The organism is Atopobium fossor DSM 15642 (assembly GCF_000483125.1).
Classification (GTDB): domain Bacteria; phylum Actinomycetota; class Coriobacteriia; order Coriobacteriales; family Atopobiaceae; genus Atopobium; species Atopobium fossor.
In genome coordinates this window covers 217,710-241,288 of record NZ_AXXR01000003.1, presented here as the reverse complement: position 1 = coordinate 241,288, position 23,579 = coordinate 217,710, and the positions used below count along the sequence as shown (strand labels likewise).

Genomic DNA, 23,579 nt, shown 5'->3' with positions numbered 1-23,579 from the left:
TTTATTTCGGTCAGGCCATTTTTCTTGCTACTAGATAAAATCTGTGAATATTTCCTTCAATTACGCCATTCTTTTCAAGTACTTTCTGCGCTTTATGTAGCTGTTCAAGACAACTATCAACAGAGAAACCAGGAAATTCCCACTCAATAATTTTCGCAAACCAAACAAGGGCACCAACGTCAAAGAATCGGATTGGCTGGTACACTTCTCCACTCTCTAGCACTTCAAAATTATGTTCAAGAAACTCTTCTTTTCTCACATCAAGATATTGTTTTGGATAAGGATCTTCCGTGATATGGGGGAGTAAAAGTCGGACTAATTCACGGTCATTTTTTGCTCCAACTTGCTGGGTAAGAAAAAGTCCTCTTGGTTTTAAGGTGCGCTGTAACTCAGCAACACGATAGTCGCCGTGACGATTTGTAATGATATCAAAACACTTGTCAGAAAAAGGCAATGTGTCATTTCCGTCCGCTTCCTTAAAGTTAATCCCCAGCGGTAATAAAACATCTTTACAGAGTTTTACGTTGGGAGGGTAACCCTCGATTGCTGCTGTATTTTTGCTAGGATGATTGAGGGTAAGTAAAAACTCACCGCCACCGGTTTCCATATCTAATAGTTTCATACTATCTTTTCGATAGCTCTGAATAACCTTTCCAAAGTCCCACGGTAAGAGGTCTTCTTCCATGTATCTATCGTGAATATGAGAGAAGTCCCATCCATGAATATGAGCGAGTTTTTCTTCTTTTTTCCAGATCTTTTCTAGCTCTTTCTTGTTCATGCACTAACGGCCTCTCTGGTTATCTTGCAGCCTGCTTCTTTCCCATACAATAAGTTTACATTGACAAAACTATTGAAAATATCAAGTTATGGAAATGCTGACCTGTATGTCTTAAGCAAAATAAGTAGCAATCAACATAGTAAGTCTGTAGTAAATGTGCATGTGATGTGAAGTAAGGATACGCCCGGTACCGTGGTGTGTTGACGCTCAAGCTTGAGCGTTGTATTGTTCCACATTGCGACAATTCTAGGTGATGGTGCTGCGTCGCCTTTGAGGGTTAGCATATTTGTTTATCAATAGGTAAGAAGGAGAAAGCTTTGCCTACAATTAATCAGCTCGTCCGTCAGGGCCGTGTGAGCGTTAAGGCCAAGTCCAAGAACGCTGCTCTCCAGCACAACCCACAGAAGCGTGGCGTATGCACTCGTGTATTCACCACCACCCCTAAGAAGCCTAACTCGGCTCTTCGTAAGGTTGCTCGTGTACGCCTTGTAAATGGCATTGAGGTAACCGCCTATATTCCTGGTGAGGGCCACAACCTTCAGGAGCACTCCATCGTTCTTATCCGCGGTGGCCGTGTTCGTGACCTTCCTGGTGTTCGTTACAAGATTGTCCGTGGTGCTTTTGACTGCGCAGCAGTTCAAAACCGTAAGCAGGGTCGTTCCCGCTATGGTGCTAAGCGTGGCTAATTAACCAAGGATTAAACGTTCGTTCCCTAAAGTTCTGAGGAGAAAATAATGCCGCGTCGTGCAGCAGCAGTTCGTCGTGAGGTTCAGCCTGACGCCGTTTACAACAACAGGCTTGTAACCCAGCTCATTAACAAGATTTTGCTTGACGGTAAGAAATCTACCGCTGAGCGCATTGTATATACCGCTTTTGACCTCGTAGCTTCTAAGACTGGTGAGGATGCTCTTACCGTATTTAAGAAGGCTATGGACAATGTACGTCCTACTCTTGAGGTTAAGCCCAAGCGTGTTGGTGGCGCTACCTATCAGGTACCTATGGAGGTTAACTCCCGTCGTGCTACCACTCTTGCAATTCGTTGGCTCGTTGGTTTTTCTCGTTCTCGCAAGGAGAAGAGCATGGCAGAGCGTCTTGCAAATGAGATTGTAGATGCTTCCAATGGCGTAGGTGCATCCATCAAGAAGCGTGAGGACGTATTCAAGATGGCAGAGGCCAACCGCGCCTTCTCTCACTACCGCTTCTAATTGGAAGGTCTGGAGTAATTTATGGCAAAGGTTAAGTATAAACTCGAAGATCTTCGTAATATCGGCATCATGGCTCACATCGATGCAGGTAAAACGACAACTACCGAGCGTATTCTTTACTACACGGGTAAGACCCACAAAATTGGTGAGGTTCACGATGGCGCAGCTACCATGGACTGGATGGTTCAGGAGCAGGAGCGTGGCGTAACCATTACCTCCGCTGCAACTACGTGCTTCTGGAAGGATCACGTAATTCAGATTATCGATACCCCAGGTCACGTAGACTTTACCGCTGAGGTAGAGCGTTGCTTGCGTGTTTTGGATGGTGCAGTAGCAGTCTTCGATGCTGTTGCAGGTGTACAGCCTCAGTCCGAGACCGTTTGGCGTCAGGCTTCCAATTACAACGTCCCTCGTATTGCGTTTATCAACAAGTATGACCGCATTGGTGCAGACTTCTTCCATGCAATCGAGACCATGAAGGAGCGCCTGTCTGCTAATGCAGTTGCAATCCAGGTTCCCATGGGTGCCGAGGATCAGTTCTGGGGTCTTGTTGACCTAGTAACCATGGAAGCATGGGACTTCAAAGAGGATGCTAAGGGCATGATTTTCCCCGAGAAGATGGATGCCATTCCTGAGGAGTTTACAGACATCGTAGAAGAGAAGCGCGAGGAGCTTCTTGAGGCAGCAGCTACCTATGATGATGAGCTCATGGAGATGATTCTTGAGGAGCAGGAGATTCCTGCCGAGAAGCTCAAGAATGCAATTCGTGCGGGCGTTCTTGCCAATGATCTCAACCCTGTATGCGTTGGTTCTGCATACAAGAATAAGGGCGTTCAGGAGTTGCTCGACGCAGTTATCGACTACTTGCCCAGTCCTTTGGACATTCCTGATGTTGAGGGCACCGATCCCAAGTCTGGTGATACGCTTACCCGTAAGGCAGACACCAAGGAGCCTTTCTCTGCTCTTGCCTTTAAGGTTATGACTGACCCATTCGTAGGTAAGCTTACCTACTTCCGCGTTTACTCTGGCCAGGCAGAGGCTGGTAGCTATGTCTACAACTCTGTTAAGGATGGTCGCGAGCGTCTTGGCCGCATCCTCGAGATGAACGCCAATGATCGAGTAGACCGTGAAGAGTGCTCTGCAGGTGACATTGTTGCCGCTGTTGGTCTAAAGAACACCACTACTGGTGACACCCTGTGCGACGAGCACCACAAGATTATTCTTGAGTCCATTGAGTTCTCTGACCCCGTAATTGACGTTGCAGTAGAGCCCAAGACCAAGGCAGAGCAGGACAAGATGTCCGTTGGTCTTGCTAAGCTTGCAGAAGAGGATCCAACCTTCCAGGTTCATACCGATCACGAGACCGGCCAGACCATCATTGCTGGTATGGGCGAGCTTCACCTAGAGATCATTGTTGATCGTCTGCGTCGTGAGTTTAAGGTTGATGCAAACGTTGGTAAGCCTCAGGTTGCATACCGCGAGACTGCAGGTCATGCAGTACAGCATGCTGAGGGCAAGTTCGTACGTCAGTCCGGCGGTCGTGGTCAGTATGGTCACGCTGTTATCGACATGGAGCCAGCAGAGCCTGGTACCGGCTACGAGTTTGTTAACGCAATTGTTGGTGGTGTTATTCCTAAGGAGTACATTCCTTCCATCGACAAAGGCATCCAGGAAGCTTTGGATAGCGGTGTAGTTGCTGGCTACCCAGTAGTAGACATTAAGGTAACCCTGGTTGATGGTTCTTACCACGAGGTTGACTCCTCTGAGGCAGCATTTAAGATTGCTGGTTCTATGGCAATCAAGGATGCTCTTAAGAAGTCCGATCCCGTTTTGCTTGAGCCTATCGAGGACGTAGTTGTCGAGACTCCCGAGCAGTACATGGGCGATGTAATGGGCAACCTGTCCAGCCGTCGCGGCAAGATTGAGGGCATGGAGGATCGCAAGGATACCAAGATTATCCGCGCTAAGGTTCCTCTGGGTGAGATGTTTGGTTATGCAACCGATCTTCGCTCTCAGACGCAGGGTCGTGCTAGCTATACCATGCAGTTCGGCTCTTATGAGGCAGTCCCCAAGGCTGTTGCCGAGGAGATTGTAAGCAAAGCCGGCGGTAACGCCTAAGAGACAAACCCTTACGAGCTCATAGCTCAATGATGGAGGTACTTAAAGTGTCAAGCCAGAAGATTAGGATTCGCCTCAAGGGCTACGATCACGAGGTAGTAGATCAGTCCTCGAAGCTTATCGTTGATACCGCACAGAAGACTGGTGCCCGTGTTTCCGGTCCCATTCCTCTGCCTACCGAGCGCAATCTGTATACCGTTATTCGCTCACCACACAAGGATAAGGACAGCCGTGAGCAGTTTGAAATGCGTACTCACAAGCGTCTTATCGACATTCTAGAGCCTACGTCCTCTACTGTTGATTCGCTTATGCGTCTTGATTTGCCTGCAGGCGTAGATATCCAGATTAAGCTCTAAGCAATACATCACAGCTTAGCAATAGCTTATAGTACAAGAGCCCTTGGGAAGCTAGGGGCTCTTGTTGTATGTATAGACCATGCGTTGGAACAAGAACATTTCTACACTTTATGTGGTTAGGTATACTCAAGTTCAAAGATTATACTCATGCAACTCTAAAAGGAGTGGCTATGTTTTGTTCGCACTGTGGTGCCCAAAATTCTGATAATGCAAAGTTTTGCACAAGCTGTGGGGCCTCTCTTGACTTAACAAAAATCCAGTCAGATGCCTCTACGTCTCAGCCAGGCTCAGCGTACCAAGGCAATCCCGTCATGCAAAACGCTGCTCCTAGCGCCACACAGCAAGAAAAGACATCAGCAAATCAGATGTTTGATGCTGCCGAGAAGAGCGTTCATCAGGTAACAGAAAACTTTGCAAAGAAGCGCTATCGCATGTTCCAAGAGCTTAAAACTAAAAAGAATATATGTGTGCTTGTGGGCACTATTGCCTGTATTCTTGGCTGTCTTACGCCGTTTGTCTCTGTCAGCGCTTTTAGCCTCTTCCACAATACAGTGCTTATCCAAAGTACAAATGGTGCGATTCTTGTTCTTAATGCGGTTGCTGCCCTCATTGCTTACAACAAGCGCACAGATCAGTATGCTGCAATTTTTAGTGGCATTACTGCTGTATGGGGCCTTGCCAATATCTGGGATATAAATCTCACTATTAATGATCCAAAGATAGGTATGTTTTTTAGCCATGGGATTGGATATTACTTTTTGGTTGTTGGCGTAGGTGCTTTTGCGGCTGCAACCTATTTGCTCTATAAAGACTGGAAAAAGTATGGTAATACCATACCAAATTAAAACTTTAAACTTATGGATACGCCCGAGTACGTGGGTGTTTAATTCCCAGCTAGATGCCAAACTTTTTATACGTAGACATTGTGAAGTGAGCAAAATCCGTCTACAATAGATAGGCTGCATCACTGGGGCAATTGTGTCTCAAGGATGCAATCACACAAGTTGTGGTCCGCTGGGGAAGGGCGTAGGGTGCGCTCTTTAGGTCCTATGACCACCGAAGGTAAGGATTAGTATGGTCAGCACGATTCTCGGCCGCAAGCTTGGGATGACGCAGGTATTTGACGAGAATGACAACGTCGTACCTGTAACCGTAATCCAAGCAGGCCCCTGCGTTATTTCGCAGGTAAAGACGAAGGCAACTGACGGCTATGATGCTGTACAGATTGGCTTTGGTGACATCAAGTCCAAGCACGTAAACAAGCCTATGGCAGGTCACTTTGCTAAGGCTAGCGTTGAGCCTATGCGTACGCTGCGCGAGGTTCGCGTTGAGGATGGTTCTCAGTTCAACACAGGCGACGTAGTTTCTGTGGCCGATTTTGCTGAGGTTGCTTCTGTAGACGTTACTGGTACCTCTAAGGGTAAGGGTTTCCAGGGCACCATCAAGCGTTGGAACTTCCACCGTGGACCTATGACTCATGGTTCTCGTAACCAGCGCAAGCCCGGTTCTATTGGCCAGTGTGCATATCCTGCACGAGTCCGTAAGGGCCTCCACATGGCAGGTCACATGGGCGATGAGCGTGTAACCGTTAAGAACCTTAAGCTGGTTCAGGTTGACGCCGAGCAGAACATCATGCTCGTAAAGGGTGCTGTCCCTGGCGGTAAGAACGCTATCGTCTCTATCCGCATGGCCTAAGGCCACACAGTACCAAGTCTTTAGGCTAACAAGGAGAACATGATGTCCAAGATTGAAATCAAAAACGCTGAGGGGAAGGCTGTAGATACAGTCGAGCTCTCCTCTGACGTTTATGGCATTGAGCCAAACATTCCTGTAGTACACCAGGTTGTTGTTTGCCAGGCTGCTTCTATGCGCCAGGGCACTCATGCAACCAAGAATCGTTCTGCTGTTTCTGGCGGCGGCGTTAAGCCTTGGCGTCAGAAGGGCACTGGTCGCGCTCGTCAGGGTACCATCCGTGCTCCACAGTGGGCAGGCGGTGGCGTAGTCTTCGGACCTACCCCTCGCTCTCATGCACGTCGTACCAATGCTAAAGAGGTAAAGCTTGCACTTCGCTCTGTGCTTTCTGGCAAGCTTGCAGATGGTGAGCTCGTAGTTGTAGATAGTCTCAACTTTGATGCTCCTTCTACTAAGCAGGCCGTTGCTCTTCTCAAGAACCTTGAGCTTGCTGGTAAGCGTGTTACTGTCGTTGTTTCTGACGAGGACGTAAACACTTTCTTGTCCTTCCGCAATGTTGAGAAGGTCAATGTAATTGGTGCTTCTGAAGCAACCGCTGCATCCCTCATTGACAACAAGGCACTTATCATGAGCGCTGATGTTGCTAAGTACTTTGGGGAGGTGCTCGCATAATGAACTCTGTTTATAACGTAATTATCCGCCCAGTAGTTTCTGAGCGTTCTTTTGACCTTATGAGCCAGCACAAGTACACCTTTGAGGTTGCACAAGGTGCTGCTAAGGAAGAGATTGCCGCTGCAGTTGAGAAGCTTTTCAACGTTCGTGTTGTAAAGGTTAATACTATGTCGGTAAAGCCTAAGAACAAGCGTGTCCGCTATGTTACCGGCAAAACTCGCAGCTGGAAGAAGGCAATCGTTACCCTCGCTGAGGGCGATTCCATCGAGATCTTCGGCAACCAGCAGGTAGCCGAGGCTTAAGTTTGGTACTAAAGCCCCCGCACTAGCGGGGGCGTACGTAGTGTGCTGTGCGTTATATGGATACGCTCGGCACCGTGGTATTCCGGTGTTGCTTCGTTTGAGGCATAGGCCTCAATCCCTTAAACGAAGTAGCTAACGGATATAGAAAGGGAAAGATTTATGGGAGTTAAGCACCTTAAGCCCACGAGCGCGGGCCGTCGCTTCCAGACGATTTCGGACTTTGCCGAGATTACGACGGATAAGCCAGAGAAGTCCCTTCTCGCCCCGCTTTCTAAGCATGCAGGTCGCAACAACAATGGTCGCATTACCACCCGTCACCAGGGTGGCGGCCACAAGCGTCAGTACCGCATCATTGATTTCAAGCGTAACAAGGATGGCATTCCTGCTAAGGTTGCCACTATCGAGTACGATCCTAATCGTTCTGCTCGTATTGCGCTTCTTCACTATGTGGATGGTGCAAAGGCATACATCCTTGCACCTAAGGGTCTCAATGTAGGCGACACGGTAGTTTCTGGTTCCGATGCAGACATTAAGCCTGGCAACTGCCTTCCTTTGGCTGATATTCCTGTAGGTACTTTGGTACACGCTGTAGAGTTCCAGCCTGGTAAGGGTGCTGCTATTGCACGCTCTGCTGGTACCTCCATTCAGCTCATGGGTAAGGACAACGGCTACGCAGTTCTTCGTATGCCATCTTCCGAGCTTCGTCGTGTTCTTCTCACCTGCCGCGCAACCGTTGGCGAGGTTGGCAATGCTGATCACTCCAACATTACGGGCGGCAAGGCCGGTCGTAGCCGTTGGCGCGGTATTCGTCCTACCGTTCGTGGTACGGTCATGAACCCTGTTGACCACCCACACGGCGGCGGCGAGGGCAAGAACCATACTTCTGGTCGTCCTTCTGTATCTCCTTGGGGCAAGCCATCCAAGGGTGCAAAGACGCGTGACCCGAAGAAGGCTTCCAACCGTCTGATCATTCGTCGTCGTAAGACGAAGTAAACACGAGTAGTAGGAGATATTAAATGAGCAGAAGTCTCAAGAAGGGCCCGTTTGTGGAGACTCGCCTCCTTGCGCGTGTTGCTGCACAAAACGAGGCTGGCACCAAGGACGTAATCAAGACCTGGTCGCGTTCTTCTACCATCTTCCCCGAGATGGTTGGTCATACCATCGCTGTTCACGATGGCCGCAAGCATGTACCTGTATATGTGACCGAATCTATGGTTGGTCACAAATTGGGCGAGTTCGCACCAAGCCGCACATTCCGCGGTCATAAGGTTAAGTAGGGGAGGTAACGACAAATGGCAAACAACACCACCTCTAACGAGGTTCGCGCAACCGCCAAGTACGTCCGCGTCGCCCCCCGCAAGGCTCGTCTCGTGGTTGGTACTATTCGCAACTTGTCTATTGACCGCGCATTGGAGAAGCTCGCCTTCACCGAGCGTGCCGTTGCTGTTGATGTAGAGAAGGTACTACGCTCTGCTATTGCTAACGCCGAGAATAACAACGGTCTTCGTCGTGAGAACCTTGTTGTTAAGGCAGCATTTGTAGACGAGGGTCCTACGCTTAAACGCATTCGTCCTCGTGCCAAAGGCTCCGCATCACGCATTAACAAGCGTACGAGCCATATCACTGTAGTTGTTGCTCCACGAAAGGAGGCATAAGAGCATGGGTCAGAAAGTTCAACCTACTGGCTTCCGTCTCGGTATTACCGAGAACTGGCGTTCCCGCTGGTTTGCAGGCAACAAGAACTATGCCCAAAACCTTGGTAACGACCTCGAGATTCGTCGCTTCCTCGAGAAGCGCCTCGCTCGTGCTGCTCTCTCCCGCGTGGAGGTCGAGCGTGCTGGCGATAAGGTAAAGATCATCATCTTTACCGCTCGTCCTGGTATTGTCATCGGCAAGAAGGGTTCCGAGATTGACGTATTGCGCGGCGATCTTGAGAAGCTCTGCCAGGCCAAAAAAGGCCAGGTTTCCGTTGATGTTGTAGAGGTAAAGCGTCCTGAGCTTGACGCAAACCTCGTTGCTCAGTCTATTGCTGAGCAGCTTGAGCAGCGTATTGCTTTCCGTCGTGCTATGCGTAAGGCTGTTCAGTCTGCACGCAAGGCCGGCGCAAAGGGCATTCGTATTCAGTGCTCCGGTCGTCTTGGTGGCGCCGAGATGGGTCGTCGTGAGTGGTACCGCGAGGGTCGCGTACCTCTGCACACCTTGCGCGCAAAGATTGACTATGGCACCAACACTGCTCGCACCACCATGGGTGCTTGTGGTGTAAAGGTCTGGATTTATCTTGGCGAGAAGCTTCCTGGTCAGCCTGCACCTAATCCTGCACTTGAAGGCACCAGCCGTCCTCGCCGTCGTGGCGAAAGGAGGAGCAAATAATGCTAGCTCCTAAGCGCGTACTGCACCGCAAGGTTCAGCGTGGCTCCATGAAGGGTGCTGCCAAGGGGCACACCAAGCTCAACTTTGGTACCTATGGTATCCGTGCTGAGGAAGCCCACTGGATTACCAATCGTCAGATTGAGGCTGCCCGTATTGCTATCACCCGTCGCATGCGTCGTGGTGGTAAGGTTTGGATTACCATCTTCCCTGACAAGCCAATCTCTAAGAAGCCTGCCGAGACCCGCATGGGTAAGGGTAAGGGTAACCCCGAGGAGTGGGTAGCTGTAGTAAAGCCCGGTCGTATCATGTTTGAGATTACCGGCGTTGCTGATGACGTTGCTCGTGAGGCACTTCGTCTTGCACAGCACAAACTTCCTATTAAGACCAAGATTGTTACCCGCGCCGATCAGGACGGGGAGGATAAGTAACCATGAAGTCGACTGAACTCCGCGAGCTCTCTGATGAGGAGCTCACTCAAAAGCTAGAGGACGGCCGTGCCGAGCTGTTTAACCTCCGCTTCCAGATGGCTACCAGCCAGTTGGACAATACAGCGCGTGTAACCACCGTCAAGCGTGACATTGCCCGCGTCCAGACCGAGATGCGTGCTCGTCAAATCGCAGCACAGTCTAAGTAGATCGCAGGAGATAAAATATGAGCGATATCGAAACCAGGAATTCGCGCAAGCTCCGCACTGGCGTCGTTACGTCTATCTCTGGCGAGAAGACCGTGACCATCCAGATTGTGGACCGCAAGCGTCATCCTAAGTACGGCAAGATGATGACCATCACCAAGAAGCTTCACTGCCATGACGAGGAGGGTGTTGCCGGTTTGGGTGATACCATCCGTGTAATGGAGACTCGTCCTCTGTCTAAGACCAAGAGGTGGCGTGTCGTTGAGGTCGTTGAGAAGGCCAAGTAAGCACGATCTTTAAGTATTCCACTCCATGCCATGTGTGTCGCTCGATGGACACACCTCTGGCAGGATATGTTCGGAGGATCTGATGATTCAAATGGAGACCATGCTCGCAGTTGCCGATAACTCCGGCGCGCGACGCGTGAAGTGCATCAAGATTCTGGGTGGTTCCAAGCGTCGTTATGCCGGTATTGGCGACGTCGTTATTGGTGCTGTTCAGGAGGCTACCCCTGGTGGCAATGTAAAGAAGGGCGATATCGTACGTTGCGTTATCGTTCGTACCGTTAAGGAGACCCGTCGTAAAGACGGTAGCTACATCCGCTTTGATCAAAACGCTTGCGTTGTAATCAACAAGGATGGTAATCCTATCGGTACCCGCATCTTTGGGCCTGTTGCCCGTGAGTTGCGTGATCGCAAGTACATGAAGATCGTCTCTCTCGCACCTGAGACGCTGTAGGCAAGGGAGCGAATATGAAAATTAAGAAGGACGACCTCGTAGTAGTAATTTCTGGTAAGGACAAGGGCAAGCAGGGCAAGGTTTTGCGTGCGCTTCCTTCCAAGAATAAGGTTGTTGTAGAAGGCGTTGCAATCATTAAGAAGGCAATGCGTCCTACCCAGGCTAACCAGCAGGGCGGCATCGTATCCAAGGAAGCTCCTATCGACGTTTCCAATGTTGCCCTCGTAGATCCTAAGGATGGCAAGCCTACCCGCGTAGGCTACCGCGTATCCGAGGATGGCACCAAGGTTCGCTATGCAAAGCGTTCCGGTGAGGAAATTTAAGCAACAGCTAGAATTTCTCGGTAGCATGTACAAGACCCTGTTCTAAGGAGCAGGGTCTTTTCTTGTCTTTATGGCCTTGAGAACGTCATAAATGTGCAGGCTACGTGTGAAAATCTCAAGATAATCTACTAAACAGTGGTAATGCGTCGCGCAAATCACTAAACTGTATCGATGCATGTCTATGCGTAATGGGCGTGCTATGGCCCTTTGCATGCCAAACAAAGGGGCGCGAGGCGATCCCCGCGCGTAAGCCACCATGAGTTAAGGAGACAACATGGCAGATCAGAAGGACAAAGTAGTCCCTCGCTTGAAGGAGCAGTACTTCGCCACCGTTCGTGACGAGCTCCAGAAGCAGTTTGGCTACGCCAATGTAAACATGATCCCTAAGTTTGAGAAGATCGTGGTTAACATGGGTGTTGGCGAGGCTGCAACCGATGCTAAGGCAATTGATGGTGCTGTAGCAGACCTTCGTGTTATTACGGGTCAGCAGCCCATTATTACCCGCGCTCGTAAGTCTATTGCAACCTTCCACCTGCGCGCTGGTATGCCCATTGGCGCTAAGGTTACCCTTCGCGGTGATCGTATGTGGGAATTCCTCGATCGTTTGATTGCTGTTGCAATTCCTCGCATTCGCGATTTCCGTGGTATTTCCGATAAGAGCTTCGATGGCCGTGGTAATTTCTCCATGGGCGTAACCGAGCAGCTCATCTTCCCCGAGATTGACTTCGATAAGATGGACCACACGCGTGGTATGGATATCACCATTGTTACCACTGCTGGTACCGACGAAGAGGGTAAGGCACTTCTCGCCGCCTTTAACTTCCCCTTTAAGAAGAACTAAGGCATTTATTATTTGGTAAGTCGCGGCTTGGTATACGCCAAGACGACTTTATGAAGGAGGATTTGTGGCTAAGACATCGATGATCGTCAAGGCTTCGCGTGAGCCGAAGTACTCTACGCGCACTCAGAACCGTTGCCAGCGTTGTGGTCGTCCCCACTCCGTATATCGCAAGTTCGGTTTGTGCCGTGTTTGCTTCCGTGAGCTTGCAAGCAAGGGCGAGCTTCCTGGCGTAAAGAAGGCCAGCTGGTAAACAGCTGCTGCTGAGGAAGCAGCCATGTAAAGGCGCTTTTACCATGGGTTTAAGCGAACCAGACATGGAAATTCATCTCTAACAAAGGAGAAAACTACATGAACGTTACCGATCCTATTGCTGATATGCTTACGCGCATCCGCAATGCGAACTCTGCTGGTAAGGCAACCGTATCTATGCCTTCCACTAAGGTTCTTGTTGAGGTCGCTCGCGTTATTAGCGAAGAGGGCTATGTAGAGGGCTATGTTGTAGAGGACACTAAGCCCCAAAAGACTCTGACCATCACACTTAAGTATGGTGAGCGTCGCGCAAAGACCATCAAGGGCATCCGTCGTATCTCTAAGCCCGGTCTGCGTATTTACTCTGCAGTAGAGGATTTGCCTCGTGTACTTGGTGGTCTTGGTACTGCAATTATTTCCACTTCTAAGGGCATGATGTGCGACCGCGATGCACGTAAGAACGGCGTTGGCGGCGAGGTCATCGCTTACATTTGGTAAGACTCTAAGGAATTAGGAAAGGAGACACCGTGTCTCGTATCGGTAAGAAGCCTGTCCAGATTCCTTCTGGAGTCACCGTGACAGTAGATGGTTCTAAGGTAAGCGTAAAGGGCTCCAAAGGTGAGCTCGAGCGCACCTTCTCTGAGCTTGTAAACATTGCTCAGGAGGGCGAGGAGATTCTGGTTTCTCGCGTAGATGACTCCACCGAGTCCAACGCACAGCAGGGTCTTGTACGCACCCTTATTAACAACATGGTTATTGGTGTTTCTGCTGGTTTTGAGAAGCAACTTGAGCTCACTGGTGTTGGTTACCGTGCAGCTCTTAAGGGCAAAGATCTCGAGCTTTCTCTTGGTTATTCTCATCCAGTACCTTATCCCGCACCCGAAGGTATTACTTTCGAGGTACCCGATAACACTCACATCAACGTAAAGGGCATTTCTAAGGAGCAGGTTGGTCAGGTTGCCGCCGAGATTCGCGCTAAGCGTGCTCCAGAGCCCTACAAGGGCAAGGGTATTCACTACGTTGGTGAGCACATCCGTCGTAAGCTTGGTAAGGCTGCTAAGTAACCTCGCCTTGCGAATATAAAAGACCGTCACCCCGTTAGGTGGCGGCATAAAAAGGAGTGTTAATGAACAAGTTTAAGGCAAAGTTGCTCGGACTTAAGCGCCGCCAGCGCCGTGTCCGCGCCAAGATTTCGGGTACCCCCGAGCGTCCTCGCTTGAGCGTACACCGTACCAATGCCAACATTTATGCACAGGTAATCGACGATGTCGCTGCCAAAACCATTTGTGCTGCCTCCACACTCGACCCTGAGTTCAAGGCAACAGGCAAGGTGGCTTCCAATAAGGAGGCTGCTGCGTTCGTAGGCGAGCTCGTTGCAAAGCGCGCTGTCGAGAAGGGCGTAACTGAGGTTACGTTCGATCGTGGTGGCCGTGTGTACCATGGTCGTATCCAGGCACTCGCAGATGGCGCCCGCAACGCGGGCCTGAAGTTCTAGGAGGAATTTAGATGGCACGTGATCGTAAGCGCCAGCAAGAGACTGATCTTCAGGAGCGCGTAGTATTCATCCGCCGTGTTTCCAAGACTGTTAAGGGCGGTCGCCGTATGTCTTTGGTCGCACTGGTAGTAGTGGGCGATGGTAAGGGCAACGTAGGTCTTGGTTCTGGTCGTTCCGCCGAGGTGCCTCTGGCAATTCAGAAGGCAGTTGACGACGCCAAGAAGAACATGTTTAAGGTACCTATTACCGAGTCTGGTTCTGTACCTCATGCAGTAGAGGGTCATTATGGCGCAGGCCGCGTTCTTATTCAGCCTGCAGTAGAGGGTACCGGTGTTATTGCCGGCGGTCCTGTACGCCCCCTCTTTGAGCTTGCTGGCATCACCAATGTACTTGCAAACTCTCTAGGTACCGACAATGCACTTAACATGATTAAGGCAGCCGCAGAGGGTCTCAAGGAGCTTGAGAGCCCCGAGCAGACCGCTGAGCGTCGTGGCCTGACCGTCGGCGAGATGTTCGTCGGTAAGGAGAACTAATAATGGCAGACAAGACTCTTAAGGTTACGCTCGTTCGTAGCGCCGTAGCTTCTGTAAAGAAGGATCAGACGGCAACATGCCGTGCAATGGGCCTTCGTAAGATTAACGACGTAGCCGTACTTCCCGATAATCCCAGTGTCCGAGGTATGATCTTTAAGGTCAAGCACCTCGTGACTGTAGAAGAGAACTAGGAGTTAGCCTACTATGCAGCTCAATGATCTTCGTCCCGCAGAGGGTGCCAAGAAGGCCCGCAAGCGCGTGGGTCGCGGTAACTCCTCTGGTCATGGTACTACCGCTGGCCGCGGTCAAAACGGTCAGCTTTCCCGCGCAGGTGGCGGCAAGGGTTCAGGTTTCGAGGGCGGTCAGCAGCCTTTAGCTATGCGCCTTCCTAAGCTCCCAGGCTTCCGCAACATTAATCGTGTCGAGTATGCTCCTGTAAACGTTGCTCGTCTCGATGGTCTTTTCTCCGATGGCGACACGGTAGATGGTGCTGCTTTGGTAGAGAAGGGCGTAATTAAGTCCGAGCTCGTTCCCGTTAAGGTCCTCGGTGACGGCGAGATTACTAAGAAGCTTACCGTCAAGGTGGATAAAGTTTCCGCTTCTGCTAAGGCTAAGATTGAGGCGGCTGGAGGAAAGGTTGATCTCCCGTGCTAAAGGGAATCGCCAACGCATTCCGCATTAAAGAGCTTCGTAACAAGATTTTGCTTACGTTGGGTATTTTGTTCCTGTACAGGATTGGTTCACACCTTCCTGTACCGGGCATTCCCTTTGCAGGCATGCTTGCTGCTTACAAGAGCGCATCTTCTAATGCAAGTTTTATTTCAGTGCTCGACCTATTTTCGGGTGGTGCACTCTCTCGTGTGTCGCTGTTTAGCCTAGGTATCATGCCGTACATCACTGCAGAAATTATTATGCAGATGATGCAGACTGTTGTTCCTTCTTTGAGTGAGCTTGCCAAGGAAGGCGAGTCTGGTCAGCGCAAGATTACGCAATATAACCGCTATATTACGATTGTGCTTGCGTTTATCAGCGCCGTTGGCTATCTCTTCTTGTTTAAGAGTCCTGCTTTTGGTATTAGCTTTGCAAACAGTGGCGCACCCGAGTTTCTCATGGATGCAGTGGTTGTTGTAACTATGGTTACAGGCGCAATCATGATTATGTGGCTCGGTGAGGTTATCACTCAGCGTGGTGTAGGTAATGGTATGTCTCTGATTATCTTTACCAATATCATGAGTGGTCTTCCTTCAGCAATCCAGGGCACTATCCAGTCTTCTGATAAGGGTATTCTGTACGCAATCCTTACTGTTTTGGTAATTGCGCTTGTTATTCCGTTCATTGTTTACATTGAGCGTGGTCAGCGTCGTATTCCTATTCAGTATGCAAAGCGTGTTGTAGGCCGTAGGATTATGGGTGGTCAGTCTACGTATCTACCAATTAAGGTAAATACTGCAGGCGTAGTTCCCATCATTTTTGCTTCTGCAATTCTCTACTTCCCTGCACAGATTGCTGTGTTCTTCCCAGGTGTTGATTGGATTAACAGTGTTGCGAATGCTGTTTCTTCGGGCTGGGTAAACTGGACTCTCTCTGTTTTGCTCATTGTCTTCTTTGCTTACTTCTACACTTCAATGGTGTTTAATCCAGAGGAGACAGCAGATAACCTCAAGAAGCAAGGTGGCTTCATTCCTGGTGTACGTCCAGGTTCTGCTACCGCTGCTTACATTAAGAGCACGCTTGATCATATTACGCTGCCCGGTGCTATCTTTATGGCACTCATTGCAGTGGTTCCTTCTATTGCATTTACCTTTACGTCCAATGCGCTTATTAGGACGTTTGGCGGTACCTCGATTTTGATTATGGTTGGTGTTGCAATGGACACCATCTCCCAACTTGAGGCACAGCTGAAGATGCATAACTACGAGGGCTTCTTTAAGTAGGAGAAGAGTGACGTACATGAACATCGTATTGCTCGGCGCTCCTGGCGCAGGTAAGGGAACTCAGGCTCAGAAGCTTGTAGCTGAATTCGGAGTGGCTCATATTTCTACTGGAGATATGCTTCGTGCAGCTGTTAAGGCTCAAAGCTCTCTAGGCGTAAAAGCTAAGTCTTTTATGGATGCTGGTACCTTGGTACCTGATGAACTTATTATTGACTTGGTAAAAGAACGTCTTGATGCAGAAGATGCACAGAAGGGTTTTATTCTAGACGGCTTCCCTCGTAATACGGCTCAAGCAGTTGCTCTTGATGATGCGTTAGAAACTATGGGTAAGTCCATCGACTCTGCACTGCTTGTAGATGTAGCAGCCGATGTTATTGTTGCACGCTTAAGCGGACGTCGTACTTGCAAGGTATGTGGTTATACCGGTACTGCCGCAAACGAGGTTTGCCCAAGGTGCGATGGAGAAATGTATCAGCGTGATGACGACAAGCCCGAGACTATTAAGCATCGCCTTGATGTCTACGAGCAGCAGACTTCGCCACTTGTTGAATATTACCAGCAGCGTGGTCTTCTCAACAAGGTTGATGGCGATCGCCCTGTTGATGTTGTCTACCTAGATGTAAAGGATCAGCTCGGTCTATGATTATTATCAAAACACCGCAGCAGATTGAAGAAATGAAAGTCTCCGGAGCGCTGTCTAAGATGGCGCTCCGCCGCGTTGGTGCTGCGATCAAGCCTGGCGTAAGTACGTTGGAACTTGATCAGATTGCCGAGAGTGTAATCCGCATGCACGGCGGAACTCCCACCTTTAAGGGATACGGCGGCTTTCCTGGCTCTATTTGCGCAAGTGTAAATGAGCAAGTAGTCCATGGTATTCCTTCTGCTGACGTTCGTCTTTCCGAAGGCGATATCATTTCTATTGATACGGGAGCAACAGTAAATGGTTGGGCTGGCGACAACGCTTGGACCTTCTTTGTTGGTGAGCCTTCCCGTGAGGCTAAGGCATTATGCGAGGTAACGCGTGATTGTCTTAAAGCAGCAATTACTCAGGCTCTTCCTGGTAATCATGTAGGTGATATTGGAAATGCCTGTCAAGAGCTTGCCGAGAAGAACGGTTTTGGAGTTCTTCGTGAGTATGTAGGCCATGGTGTTGGCCGTGACATGCACGAAGAGCCAAATGTTCCTAACTATGGTAAGCGCGGTCGTGGTGTTCGCCTGCAGGTTGGTATGGTAATTGCAATCGAACCCATGATTACCTTTGGTAATCCTACGGTTGATGTAGCTCCCAATGGTTGGACAGTTTCCACTATCGATCATTCTTTGGCAGCGCATTATGAGAATACTGTTGCGATTACAGAAGATGGTCCGGTAATTGTTTCCGCCGATGACAACGGTGCATGGTGCTCCTTGTATGGTGGTCAGCTTTAGAATCTATGTTCAATTGGTGACGTTTGGACAAAATACCAATTGTTTAGGTATGATGTCTAATCGCCGATATTGTGCGAGGAGAGGTATACACCAGTGAGCAAACAGGACGCAATCGAGCTTGAGGGAAAAGTACTCGAGCCACTGCCAAATGCGATGTTCAATGTTGAGCTCGAAAACGGAAGCACTATTTTGTGCACTATCTCGGGCAAGATTCGAATGAACTACATTCGTATTCTTCCTGGTGACAAAGTTGTAGTGGAGATTTCTCCCTATGACTTGACTCGTGGACGCATTACTTACCGTTACAAGTAAGTAAGCGCTTTGTCCTTGTAAGGGACAGCAAACGGTTATTCACGCCTGCGGCTGGGCGAGTAGATAGCGCTAGATCAGCTCCACCTGATCAGCCACCATAGCACGAGGGTTCGTAATAGAACTATCGAGAGGAATTGAAAATGAAGGTACGTCCTTCCGTTAAAAAGATGTGCGATAAGTGCAAAGTCATTCGCCGTCACGGTAAGGTATACGTGATTTGCGAGAACCCGCGCCATAAGCAGCGCCAGGGCTAAGAGAGGAGCACGAAGTTGGCCCGTATTAACGGTGTCGACCTCCCACGCGAGAAGCGTGTCGAGATCGGTCTAACTTATATCTACGGCATTGGCCGCACCAGCGCTTCCAAGATTTGTGAAGCAGCTGGAGTAAATCCAGGTACTCACGTACGTGACCTCACTGAGGACGAAGTAACCAAGCTTCGTGACGCCATCGATGCTAACTATACTGTCGAAGGCGATTTGCGTCGTGAAGTTCGTCAGAACGTAGCCCGTTTGATGGAGATTGGTTGCTACCGCGGCCTTCGTCATCGCAAGGGTCTTCCTGTCCATGGTCAGCGCACCCACACGAACGCTCGTACCCGTAAGGGTAAGCGTCGTCAGGTCGGCGGCAAGAAGAAGTAGGGAGACTAGACAATGGCTACACAGAAGAAGAACGCTCGCGCACGCGTAAAGCGCTCTGAGCGTAAGAACATTGCTGTTGGACAGGCTCACATCAAGAGCACCTTTAACAACACAATTATTTCGATTACTGACCCTCAGGGTAATGTAATTGCATGGCAGTCTGCCGGTACTGTTGGCTTTAAGGGCTCTCGTAAGTCCACTCCTTTTGCTGCACAGATGGCAGCAGAGGCATGCGCCAAGGCAGCTATGGAGCACGGTCTGCACAAGGTTTCCGTGTTTGTAAAGGGCCCCGGCTCTGGTCGTGAGACCGCCATTCGTTCCCTCCAGGCTGCTGGCCTTGAGGTTTCGAGCATTCAGGACAAGACCCCCATTCCGCACAACGGTTGCCGTCCGTGCAAGCGTCGTCGCGTGTAGTAAGGAAGGATCACTAACATGGCAGTGGATAGGACGCCTGTTCTGAAGAGGTGCAGGTCTCTTGACATTGATCCCATCGTTATGGGCATCAATAAGAAGTCCAATCGTACGCCTAAGCGTACGCGCCGCAACGAGTCCGAGTACGGTCGTCAGCTGCGCGAGAAGCAAAAGGCTAAGTTTATTTATGGTGTTCTCGAGAAGCAATTCCGTGGCTACTATGCCAAGGCAATTAAGATTGAGGGCATTACCGGTGACAACCTGATGACGATTCTTGAGACTCGTCTTGACAATGTTGTTTTCCGTCTTGGTTTTGCACGCACTCGTAAGGAGGCACGCCAGACTGTACGTCACGGTCATATCACCGTAAACGGTCACCGCGTTGATATTCCTTCTTATCGTGTAAAGGCTGGCGACGTTGTTGCTGTAGCTGCTAAGGCCAAGGATCTGCTTCCCATTAAGGAAGCTTTGATTTCCACCGAGCACATGGCTGTACCCGCATGGCTTGAGGTTGATATTGAGAAGCTCCAGGGTTCTGTACTGCAGCTTCCTTCTCGTGATCAGATTGATCTCGATATTGACGCTCAGCTCATCGTCGAGCTCTACTCCAAGTAGTCCAGCTCTGGTTGGAGGTATACATGTCCGAATTCATCCGCCCTACCGTCTCTGTTGAGGAGATTAGCGATACCCTTTCCCGCGTCATTGTGGAACCTTTGGAGCGCGGTTACGGTGATACGTTGGGTAATTCCCTGCGTCGCGTACTTCTTTCCTCACTGGAAGGTGCGGCTGTTGAGGCAATCAGAATTGATGGTATTCAGCATGAGTTCACTTCGGTAGAGGGCGTTTATGAGGACGTTACCGATATCGTTCTGAATGTTAAGGAACTTGTATTCCAGGCAATGGGTACAGGTGACGAAGCTGAGGCAAGCATCAATATTGATGGTCCCGCAACGGTTACCGGTGGCGATTTCTCTGTACCAGCAGAGTTTAATCTTATTAACCCCGAGCACGTAATTTGCCACCTTGGCGAGGGTGCTCATTTGTCAATGTCTTTACGCATTGGCACTGGCCGTGGTTACGTGAGTGGCGAAGATAATAAGCGTGATTCCGATCCTATCGGCATCATTCACATTGATTCTCGTTTCTCTCCTGTGCGCCGCTGCGCTAAGGCTGTTGAGCCTTGCCGCGTAGGTCAGCACACCGACTACGATCGTTTGATCCTCGAGGTAGAGACCGATGGTTCCATCGCACCTCGCGATGCTGTGGTTGAGGCCTCTAACATTATTAATCAGCATATGGGTGCCTTTATGGCTCTTGCTGAGCAGACCGAGGAACCCGAAGAGCAGTCTATCTTCGCAACTGAAGAGACGGATGACAACAGCGATCTTGACAAGCAGATTGAGGACTTGGATCTTTCCGTACGTTCTTACAACTGCCTCAAGCGTGCAGCAATTCATTCTGTACGTCAGCTGGTTGAGTTCTCCGAGAATGATCTTCTCAACATCCGTAACTTCGGCGTCAAGTCCATCGAAGAGGTTAAGGATAAGCTCGAATCGATGGGTCTTGGCCTTAAAGCTTAAACCCCGCCACTTACACGCTTAGAGGAGTAGTAAGAATGAGGCACAACAAGAAGCGCGGCATGAAGCTTGGCACCGACGCAAGTCACACCAAGGCCATTAAGAAGGGCCTGGTTTGCGCTTTGCTGGCTAATGACCGCATCAAGACTACACAGGAGCGCGCCAAGGCTATCCGCCCTGACGTGGACCGCGTAATTACCTGGGCTAAGAGGGGCGACCTTGCTGCTCGTCGTAACGCTATTGCTAAGCTTGGCGATGCAGCTCTCGTTTCTGAAGTCTTTGATAAGGCTGCTCAGGGTATGTGGGCAGACCGCAATGGTGGTTACACCCGCATCATGAAGCTTGGTGCTCGTAAGGGTGACAACGCTGAAGTTGTTATTATCGAGCTCGTAAACGAGCCAGTAGCTAAGAAGGCTGCCAAGCCTGCAGCAACGGTAAAGAAGGTTGCTAAGGTTGAGGAGAAGGTAGAGGAGCCTGCAGTAGAGACTCAGGCAGAGGCTGCCGAGTCTGAGACTGTTGAAGCCGCTGAACCTGAGGCTACTGACGCTGAGTAGTTTTTACTCAATTGTAGTGTAAGAGGTCCACTGAGGTGGGCCTCTTTTCTTATATCGAGGCAGTTTTGTTTGTAGTAGCATGGATTGACGCCTGTACCGTGTGTACAGGATAGAGAGTGCTGTAGATATGTATTGAGCAAGAAAGGAGGACGAATGCTCGACTTTAAGGATGTAAGTTATTCATACAAGAAAGCTTACGAGAATGCTAATGTACTACATGGTGTTAACTTGACCGTAGCTCCGGGAGAGCGTGTTTGTATAGTTGGCGCAAATGGTTCAGGAAAATCCACTTTGCTTCGCTTGGCAAACGGAACAATAAGGCCTTCGTCCGGATATGTTTTGCTCAACGAACAGCCTATTTTAGATCTTGGCTCTGTGGAACTGCATAGGCATGTGGGATTGGTTAGACAAGATCCTACCTTGCAAATTGTGTCTTCTCTTGTTTGGGATGAAGTATGCTTTGGACCACAAAATATTGGTCTTGATGCTGAGGAGATTTCTCAAAGGTGTACAGATGCTTTAATCTGCGTGGGATTGGCACAATATAAGCAGAGAAGTACTTACAGTCTTTCTGGTGGCGAGCAGCAGCGATTGGCGCTTGCATCCGTGCTGGCTATGCAGCCAGAGTATATGCTTTTGGATGAAATTACCACGCACCTTGATCTGGTTTCTCGACAGAGTGTACGAGAAATTATCGATGGTTTGGTGCATTCTGGGATGGGCGTAGTTGAGGTATCTCACTATGTTCAGGACATACAAAAGGCCGATAAGGTTGTATTGCTGGAGCATGGTTGTGTGACTTGGCAAGGGATGCCCTATGAGCTGCTGCAATCTTCAGAGCTCTTGCAGCGCTCGTGTTTGGTGGGGGCGTCTACGTTATCCATACATGGTGATGAGTCGTCCTTAAAATCGGTTGTTGCTGCAAGGCCTTTGTCCACCCCTGTTTTACAGGCTAAACAGGTGGGTGTGGACGGCGTAATACATAATGCTTCGCTTGAAATTTACAAAGGAGATATGCAGCTTATCGCTGGTAAATCGGGGGCAGGTAAGTCAACACTTGCTCAAGTACTTGCGGGGCTAATAGAACCTGATGCAGGCGAAGTAACATATGTCCATGCTGAAGTAAAACCAGGTGATGTGGGCTTGGCATTTCAGCGAACTGCAGAGCAACTGTTTTGTGACACCGTGTTGGAAGATGTGATGTTTGGACCGCTGCAACAGGGTTTGTCAGAATCAGAGGCTCACAAGTGTGCAATAGATGCATTGCAGCTTTTGAGTATTGATGCAACGTTATTTGAGCGAAGCCCTTTTGATGTATCTGGTGGACAGGCGCGCCGTGTAGCGTTGGCGGGGATACTTGCCTTGCAGACGGAAGTGTTTATCTTTGATGAGCCAACTGCCGGCCTTGATGCACGTGGTCGAGAAGAGCTTCGATGTGTGGTATCTGAGTTGTGCAACAAAGGGCATGCGGTAATCGTAGTTACTCATGATATTGAGGAATGGTTGACTCAAGCAACAAAAGTAATGCTGCTTGATGACGGATGTGTTATCTGGTCGGGAGCTGCATGTAAAGCCCGTCACATATTGAGTCAATCAGGTCTTATTTTGGGTGAACGCTCATGAAAAATGTTGCAATTTTGGGCTCCTACAACTCAAAGCAAACCTGGCTGCATCTTGTTGATGCTCGAGCAAAATTGATTATGCTCATCATCCTGCTTGTGACAACATGTATGATCCATTCTGTATGGGGATTATGCCTGATTGCGGGTTTGTTAGCGGTTGCCTGGGTAGTCTCGCGTGCAGATGTGCGCGCATTGCAGCTGGCGATAAAACCGTTGCTGGTTATTACCTTAGTAAGCTTGCTGGTAAATGGTCTTGTGCTTGACGGGACAGGCACGATTGATCTTATAGGACCTGTTGGACTTACTTCAACAGGACTTGCGCGTAGTGCTCAAGCTTTGGCACGGGTATATCTGCTCTTGGGCTTCTTCTTGGTGGTATCCGCTACAACAACTGCGCCACAAATTGCTCATGCGTGTGGTCGATTTTTACAACCCCTTGCTCGATTTGGTATTCCGGTAGGGGATGCTTCTATGGTCTTATCGTTAGCATTGCGTTTTGTTCCTATCTGTGCAGAAGAATTTGAACGCATCATGATGGCACAAAAAATCCGTGGTGTTAGATTCGACAAAGGCAGTATAAAGCAGCGTTTAAAGAAGTGGTTATCGGTCTTGGTGCCTGTGGTGGTGGGATTATTCCGTAAGGCGGATGAATTGGCAATATCCATGCAAGATCGTTGTTATTCAAGTGCTGGTAGAAGATATGAGTCCAAGCCAATGCATGCGCGGGATATGACAGTGCTTACAATAGTTGTCTTGGCTAGCATACTTGCTTGTATGATGTAACAAAAGAAGAAGGAACA

Annotated in this window: 38 protein-coding genes; 37 read left to right on the top strand and 1 reads right to left on the bottom strand. The window is 49.6% G+C overall.

From position 1 onward, the window contains the following. Positions 1-10 precede the first annotated feature (10 nt). The gene (locus G469_RS0101195) at positions 11-778 is read right to left on the bottom strand and encodes a class I SAM-dependent methyltransferase (RefSeq protein ID WP_028263494.1); all 768 of its coding nucleotides are present in this window, start codon (positions 776-778) and stop codon (positions 11-13) included. A 317-nt stretch (positions 779-1,095) separates the two neighbouring features. On the opposite strand from G469_RS0101195, the gene rpsL reads away from it, so the two are divergent. The 37 genes from rpsL to G469_RS07945 all read left to right on the top strand — a co-directional run bounded on the left by rpsL (position 1,096) and on the right by G469_RS07945 (position 23,562). After that, on the top strand, positions 1,096-1,464 hold the full coding sequence (gene rpsL, locus G469_RS0101190; RefSeq protein WP_028263493.1) for a 30S ribosomal protein S12: 369 nt from the start codon (positions 1,096-1,098) through the stop codon (positions 1,462-1,464). A 48-nt stretch (positions 1,465-1,512) separates the two neighbouring features. Continuing rightward, positions 1,513-1,983, top strand: a complete 471-nt coding sequence (gene rpsG, locus G469_RS0101185; protein ID WP_028263492.1) for a 30S ribosomal protein S7 — start codon at positions 1,513-1,515, stop codon at positions 1,981-1,983. A gap of 21 nt (positions 1,984-2,004) precedes the next feature. Next, positions 2,005-4,101 (top strand): elongation factor G, encoded by a 2,097-nt coding sequence (fusA, locus tag G469_RS0101180; protein WP_028263491.1) that lies wholly within the window; start codon positions 2,005-2,007, stop codon positions 4,099-4,101. Between the two features lie 47 nt (positions 4,102-4,148). Next, complete coding sequence (gene rpsJ / locus G469_RS0101175; protein ID WP_002563157.1) at positions 4,149-4,457, top strand: 30S ribosomal protein S10; 309 nt, start codon at positions 4,149-4,151, stop codon at positions 4,455-4,457. A 170-nt stretch (positions 4,458-4,627) separates the two neighbouring features. Further along, positions 4,628-5,302, top strand: a complete 675-nt coding sequence (locus G469_RS0101170) for a zinc ribbon domain-containing protein (RefSeq protein WP_028263490.1) — start codon at positions 4,628-4,630, stop codon at positions 5,300-5,302. Positions 5,303-5,531: 229 nt separating this feature from the next. Next, a complete protein-coding gene (gene rplC, locus G469_RS0101165) occupies positions 5,532-6,152 on the top strand; it encodes a 50S ribosomal protein L3 (RefSeq protein WP_028263489.1) in 621 nt (206 codons plus the stop codon). A 42-nt stretch (positions 6,153-6,194) separates the two neighbouring features. Beyond that, positions 6,195-6,821: a 50S ribosomal protein L4 gene (gene rplD, locus G469_RS0101160; protein ID WP_028263488.1), complete on the top strand. Its 627-nt coding sequence runs from the start codon at positions 6,195-6,197 to the stop codon at positions 6,819-6,821. Further along, positions 6,821-7,123 (top strand): 50S ribosomal protein L23, encoded by a 303-nt coding sequence (gene rplW / locus G469_RS0101155; RefSeq protein ID WP_028263487.1) that lies wholly within the window; start codon positions 6,821-6,823, stop codon positions 7,121-7,123. The genes rplD and rplW overlap by 1 nt, the downstream gene beginning before the upstream one ends. Before the next feature lie 159 nt (positions 7,124-7,282). Then, complete coding sequence (rplB, locus tag G469_RS0101150; RefSeq protein WP_028263486.1) at positions 7,283-8,116, top strand: 50S ribosomal protein L2; 834 nt, start codon at positions 7,283-7,285, stop codon at positions 8,114-8,116. A gap of 23 nt (positions 8,117-8,139) precedes the next feature. Beyond that, a complete protein-coding gene (gene rpsS, locus G469_RS0101145; RefSeq protein ID WP_002563163.1) occupies positions 8,140-8,400 on the top strand; it encodes a 30S ribosomal protein S19 in 261 nt (86 codons plus the stop codon). A 15-nt stretch (positions 8,401-8,415) separates the two neighbouring features. Continuing rightward, on the top strand, positions 8,416-8,778 hold the full coding sequence (rplV, locus tag G469_RS0101140) for a 50S ribosomal protein L22 (protein ID WP_028263485.1): 363 nt from the start codon (positions 8,416-8,418) through the stop codon (positions 8,776-8,778). A gap of 4 nt (positions 8,779-8,782) precedes the next feature. Further along, positions 8,783-9,493 carry a 30S ribosomal protein S3 gene (rpsC, locus tag G469_RS0101135; RefSeq protein ID WP_028263484.1) on the top strand — a complete coding sequence of 237 codons (711 nt, stop codon included), beginning with the start codon at positions 8,783-8,785 and terminating at the stop codon, positions 9,491-9,493. After that, positions 9,493-9,921, top strand: coding sequence for a 50S ribosomal protein L16 (gene rplP / locus G469_RS0101130; RefSeq protein ID WP_028263483.1), 429 nt, complete (start codon positions 9,493-9,495; stop codon positions 9,919-9,921). Before rpsC ends, rplP begins: the two co-directional genes overlap by 1 nt. A gap of 2 nt (positions 9,922-9,923) precedes the next feature. Beyond that, positions 9,924-10,127 (top strand): 50S ribosomal protein L29, encoded by a 204-nt coding sequence (gene rpmC, locus G469_RS0101125; RefSeq protein ID WP_028263482.1) that lies wholly within the window; start codon positions 9,924-9,926, stop codon positions 10,125-10,127. Positions 10,128-10,144: 17 nt separating this feature from the next. Then, a complete protein-coding gene (gene rpsQ, locus G469_RS0101120; protein WP_028263481.1) occupies positions 10,145-10,411 on the top strand; it encodes a 30S ribosomal protein S17 in 267 nt (88 codons plus the stop codon). Between the two features lie 82 nt (positions 10,412-10,493). Further along, positions 10,494-10,862 (top strand): 50S ribosomal protein L14, encoded by a 369-nt coding sequence (gene rplN, locus G469_RS0101115; RefSeq protein ID WP_002563169.1) that lies wholly within the window; start codon positions 10,494-10,496, stop codon positions 10,860-10,862. Between the two features lie 14 nt (positions 10,863-10,876). Next, positions 10,877-11,185: a 50S ribosomal protein L24 gene (rplX, locus tag G469_RS0101110; protein WP_028263480.1), complete on the top strand. Its 309-nt coding sequence runs from the start codon at positions 10,877-10,879 to the stop codon at positions 11,183-11,185. A gap of 274 nt (positions 11,186-11,459) precedes the next feature. Beyond that, complete coding sequence (rplE, locus tag G469_RS0101105) at positions 11,460-12,026, top strand: 50S ribosomal protein L5 (protein WP_028263479.1); 567 nt, start codon at positions 11,460-11,462, stop codon at positions 12,024-12,026. Between the two features lie 64 nt (positions 12,027-12,090). Beyond that, a complete protein-coding gene (locus tag G469_RS0101100; RefSeq protein ID WP_028263478.1) occupies positions 12,091-12,276 on the top strand; it encodes a type Z 30S ribosomal protein S14 in 186 nt (61 codons plus the stop codon). Positions 12,277-12,374: 98 nt separating this feature from the next. Beyond that, positions 12,375-12,773, top strand: a complete 399-nt coding sequence (rpsH, locus tag G469_RS0101095) for a 30S ribosomal protein S8 (RefSeq protein ID WP_028263477.1) — start codon at positions 12,375-12,377, stop codon at positions 12,771-12,773. A gap of 29 nt (positions 12,774-12,802) precedes the next feature. After that, the gene (rplF, locus tag G469_RS0101090; RefSeq protein ID WP_028263476.1) at positions 12,803-13,339 is read left to right on the top strand and encodes a 50S ribosomal protein L6; all 537 of its coding nucleotides are present in this window, start codon (positions 12,803-12,805) and stop codon (positions 13,337-13,339) included. Between the two features lie 62 nt (positions 13,340-13,401). After that, complete coding sequence (rplR, locus tag G469_RS0101085) at positions 13,402-13,770, top strand: 50S ribosomal protein L18 (RefSeq protein ID WP_028263475.1); 369 nt, start codon at positions 13,402-13,404, stop codon at positions 13,768-13,770. A gap of 11 nt (positions 13,771-13,781) precedes the next feature. Beyond that, entirely contained in the window at positions 13,782-14,303 is a 522-nt protein-coding gene (gene rpsE / locus G469_RS0101080) for a 30S ribosomal protein S5 (RefSeq protein ID WP_028263474.1), read from the top strand. A gap of 2 nt (positions 14,304-14,305) precedes the next feature. Continuing rightward, positions 14,306-14,494, top strand: a complete 189-nt coding sequence (gene rpmD / locus G469_RS0101075) for a 50S ribosomal protein L30 (RefSeq protein WP_002563177.1) — start codon at positions 14,306-14,308, stop codon at positions 14,492-14,494. A 13-nt stretch (positions 14,495-14,507) separates the two neighbouring features. Next, on the top strand, positions 14,508-14,957 hold the full coding sequence (gene rplO / locus G469_RS0101070; protein WP_028263473.1) for a 50S ribosomal protein L15: 450 nt from the start codon (positions 14,508-14,510) through the stop codon (positions 14,955-14,957). Continuing rightward, positions 14,951-16,237, top strand: a complete 1,287-nt coding sequence (secY, locus tag G469_RS0101065; protein ID WP_028263472.1) for a preprotein translocase subunit SecY — start codon at positions 14,951-14,953, stop codon at positions 16,235-16,237. The genes rplO and secY overlap by 7 nt, the downstream gene beginning before the upstream one ends. 16 nt (positions 16,238-16,253) lie before the next feature. Beyond that, a complete protein-coding gene (locus tag G469_RS0101060; protein WP_028263471.1) occupies positions 16,254-16,880 on the top strand; it encodes an adenylate kinase in 627 nt (208 codons plus the stop codon). Then, positions 16,877-17,665 (top strand): type I methionyl aminopeptidase, encoded by a 789-nt coding sequence (map, locus tag G469_RS0101055; RefSeq protein ID WP_028263470.1) that lies wholly within the window; start codon positions 16,877-16,879, stop codon positions 17,663-17,665. Before G469_RS0101060 ends, map begins: the two co-directional genes overlap by 4 nt. Positions 17,666-17,758: 93 nt before the next feature. Further along, complete coding sequence (gene infA / locus G469_RS0101050) at positions 17,759-17,977, top strand: translation initiation factor IF-1 (RefSeq protein WP_028263469.1); 219 nt, start codon at positions 17,759-17,761, stop codon at positions 17,975-17,977. A 140-nt stretch (positions 17,978-18,117) separates the two neighbouring features. After that, positions 18,118-18,231, top strand: a complete 114-nt coding sequence (rpmJ, locus tag G469_RS0101045; protein WP_002563183.1) for a 50S ribosomal protein L36 — start codon at positions 18,118-18,120, stop codon at positions 18,229-18,231. Between the two features lie 15 nt (positions 18,232-18,246). Then, positions 18,247-18,615, top strand: coding sequence for a 30S ribosomal protein S13 (gene rpsM / locus G469_RS0101040; RefSeq protein WP_028263468.1), 369 nt, complete (start codon positions 18,247-18,249; stop codon positions 18,613-18,615). A gap of 12 nt (positions 18,616-18,627) precedes the next feature. Continuing rightward, the gene (gene rpsK / locus G469_RS0101035) at positions 18,628-19,029 is read left to right on the top strand and encodes a 30S ribosomal protein S11 (protein WP_028263467.1); all 402 of its coding nucleotides are present in this window, start codon (positions 18,628-18,630) and stop codon (positions 19,027-19,029) included. A gap of 18 nt (positions 19,030-19,047) precedes the next feature. Further along, positions 19,048-19,641 (top strand): 30S ribosomal protein S4, encoded by a 594-nt coding sequence (rpsD, locus tag G469_RS0101030; protein WP_028263466.1) that lies wholly within the window; start codon positions 19,048-19,050, stop codon positions 19,639-19,641. 23 nt (positions 19,642-19,664) lie between these two features. Beyond that, positions 19,665-20,606: a DNA-directed RNA polymerase subunit alpha gene (locus G469_RS0101025; protein WP_028263465.1), complete on the top strand. Its 942-nt coding sequence runs from the start codon at positions 19,665-19,667 to the stop codon at positions 20,604-20,606. Between the two features lie 35 nt (positions 20,607-20,641). Further along, a complete protein-coding gene (rplQ, locus tag G469_RS0101020; protein ID WP_028263464.1) occupies positions 20,642-21,157 on the top strand; it encodes a 50S ribosomal protein L17 in 516 nt (171 codons plus the stop codon). A gap of 153 nt (positions 21,158-21,310) precedes the next feature. After that, positions 21,311-22,780, top strand: coding sequence for an ABC transporter ATP-binding protein (locus G469_RS0101015; protein WP_028263463.1), 1,470 nt, complete (start codon positions 21,311-21,313; stop codon positions 22,778-22,780). Next, complete coding sequence (locus tag G469_RS07945; RefSeq protein WP_051353677.1) at positions 22,777-23,562, top strand: energy-coupling factor transporter transmembrane component T family protein; 786 nt, start codon at positions 22,777-22,779, stop codon at positions 23,560-23,562. Before G469_RS0101015 ends, G469_RS07945 begins: the two co-directional genes overlap by 4 nt. Positions 23,563-23,579: the final 17 nt, after the last annotated feature.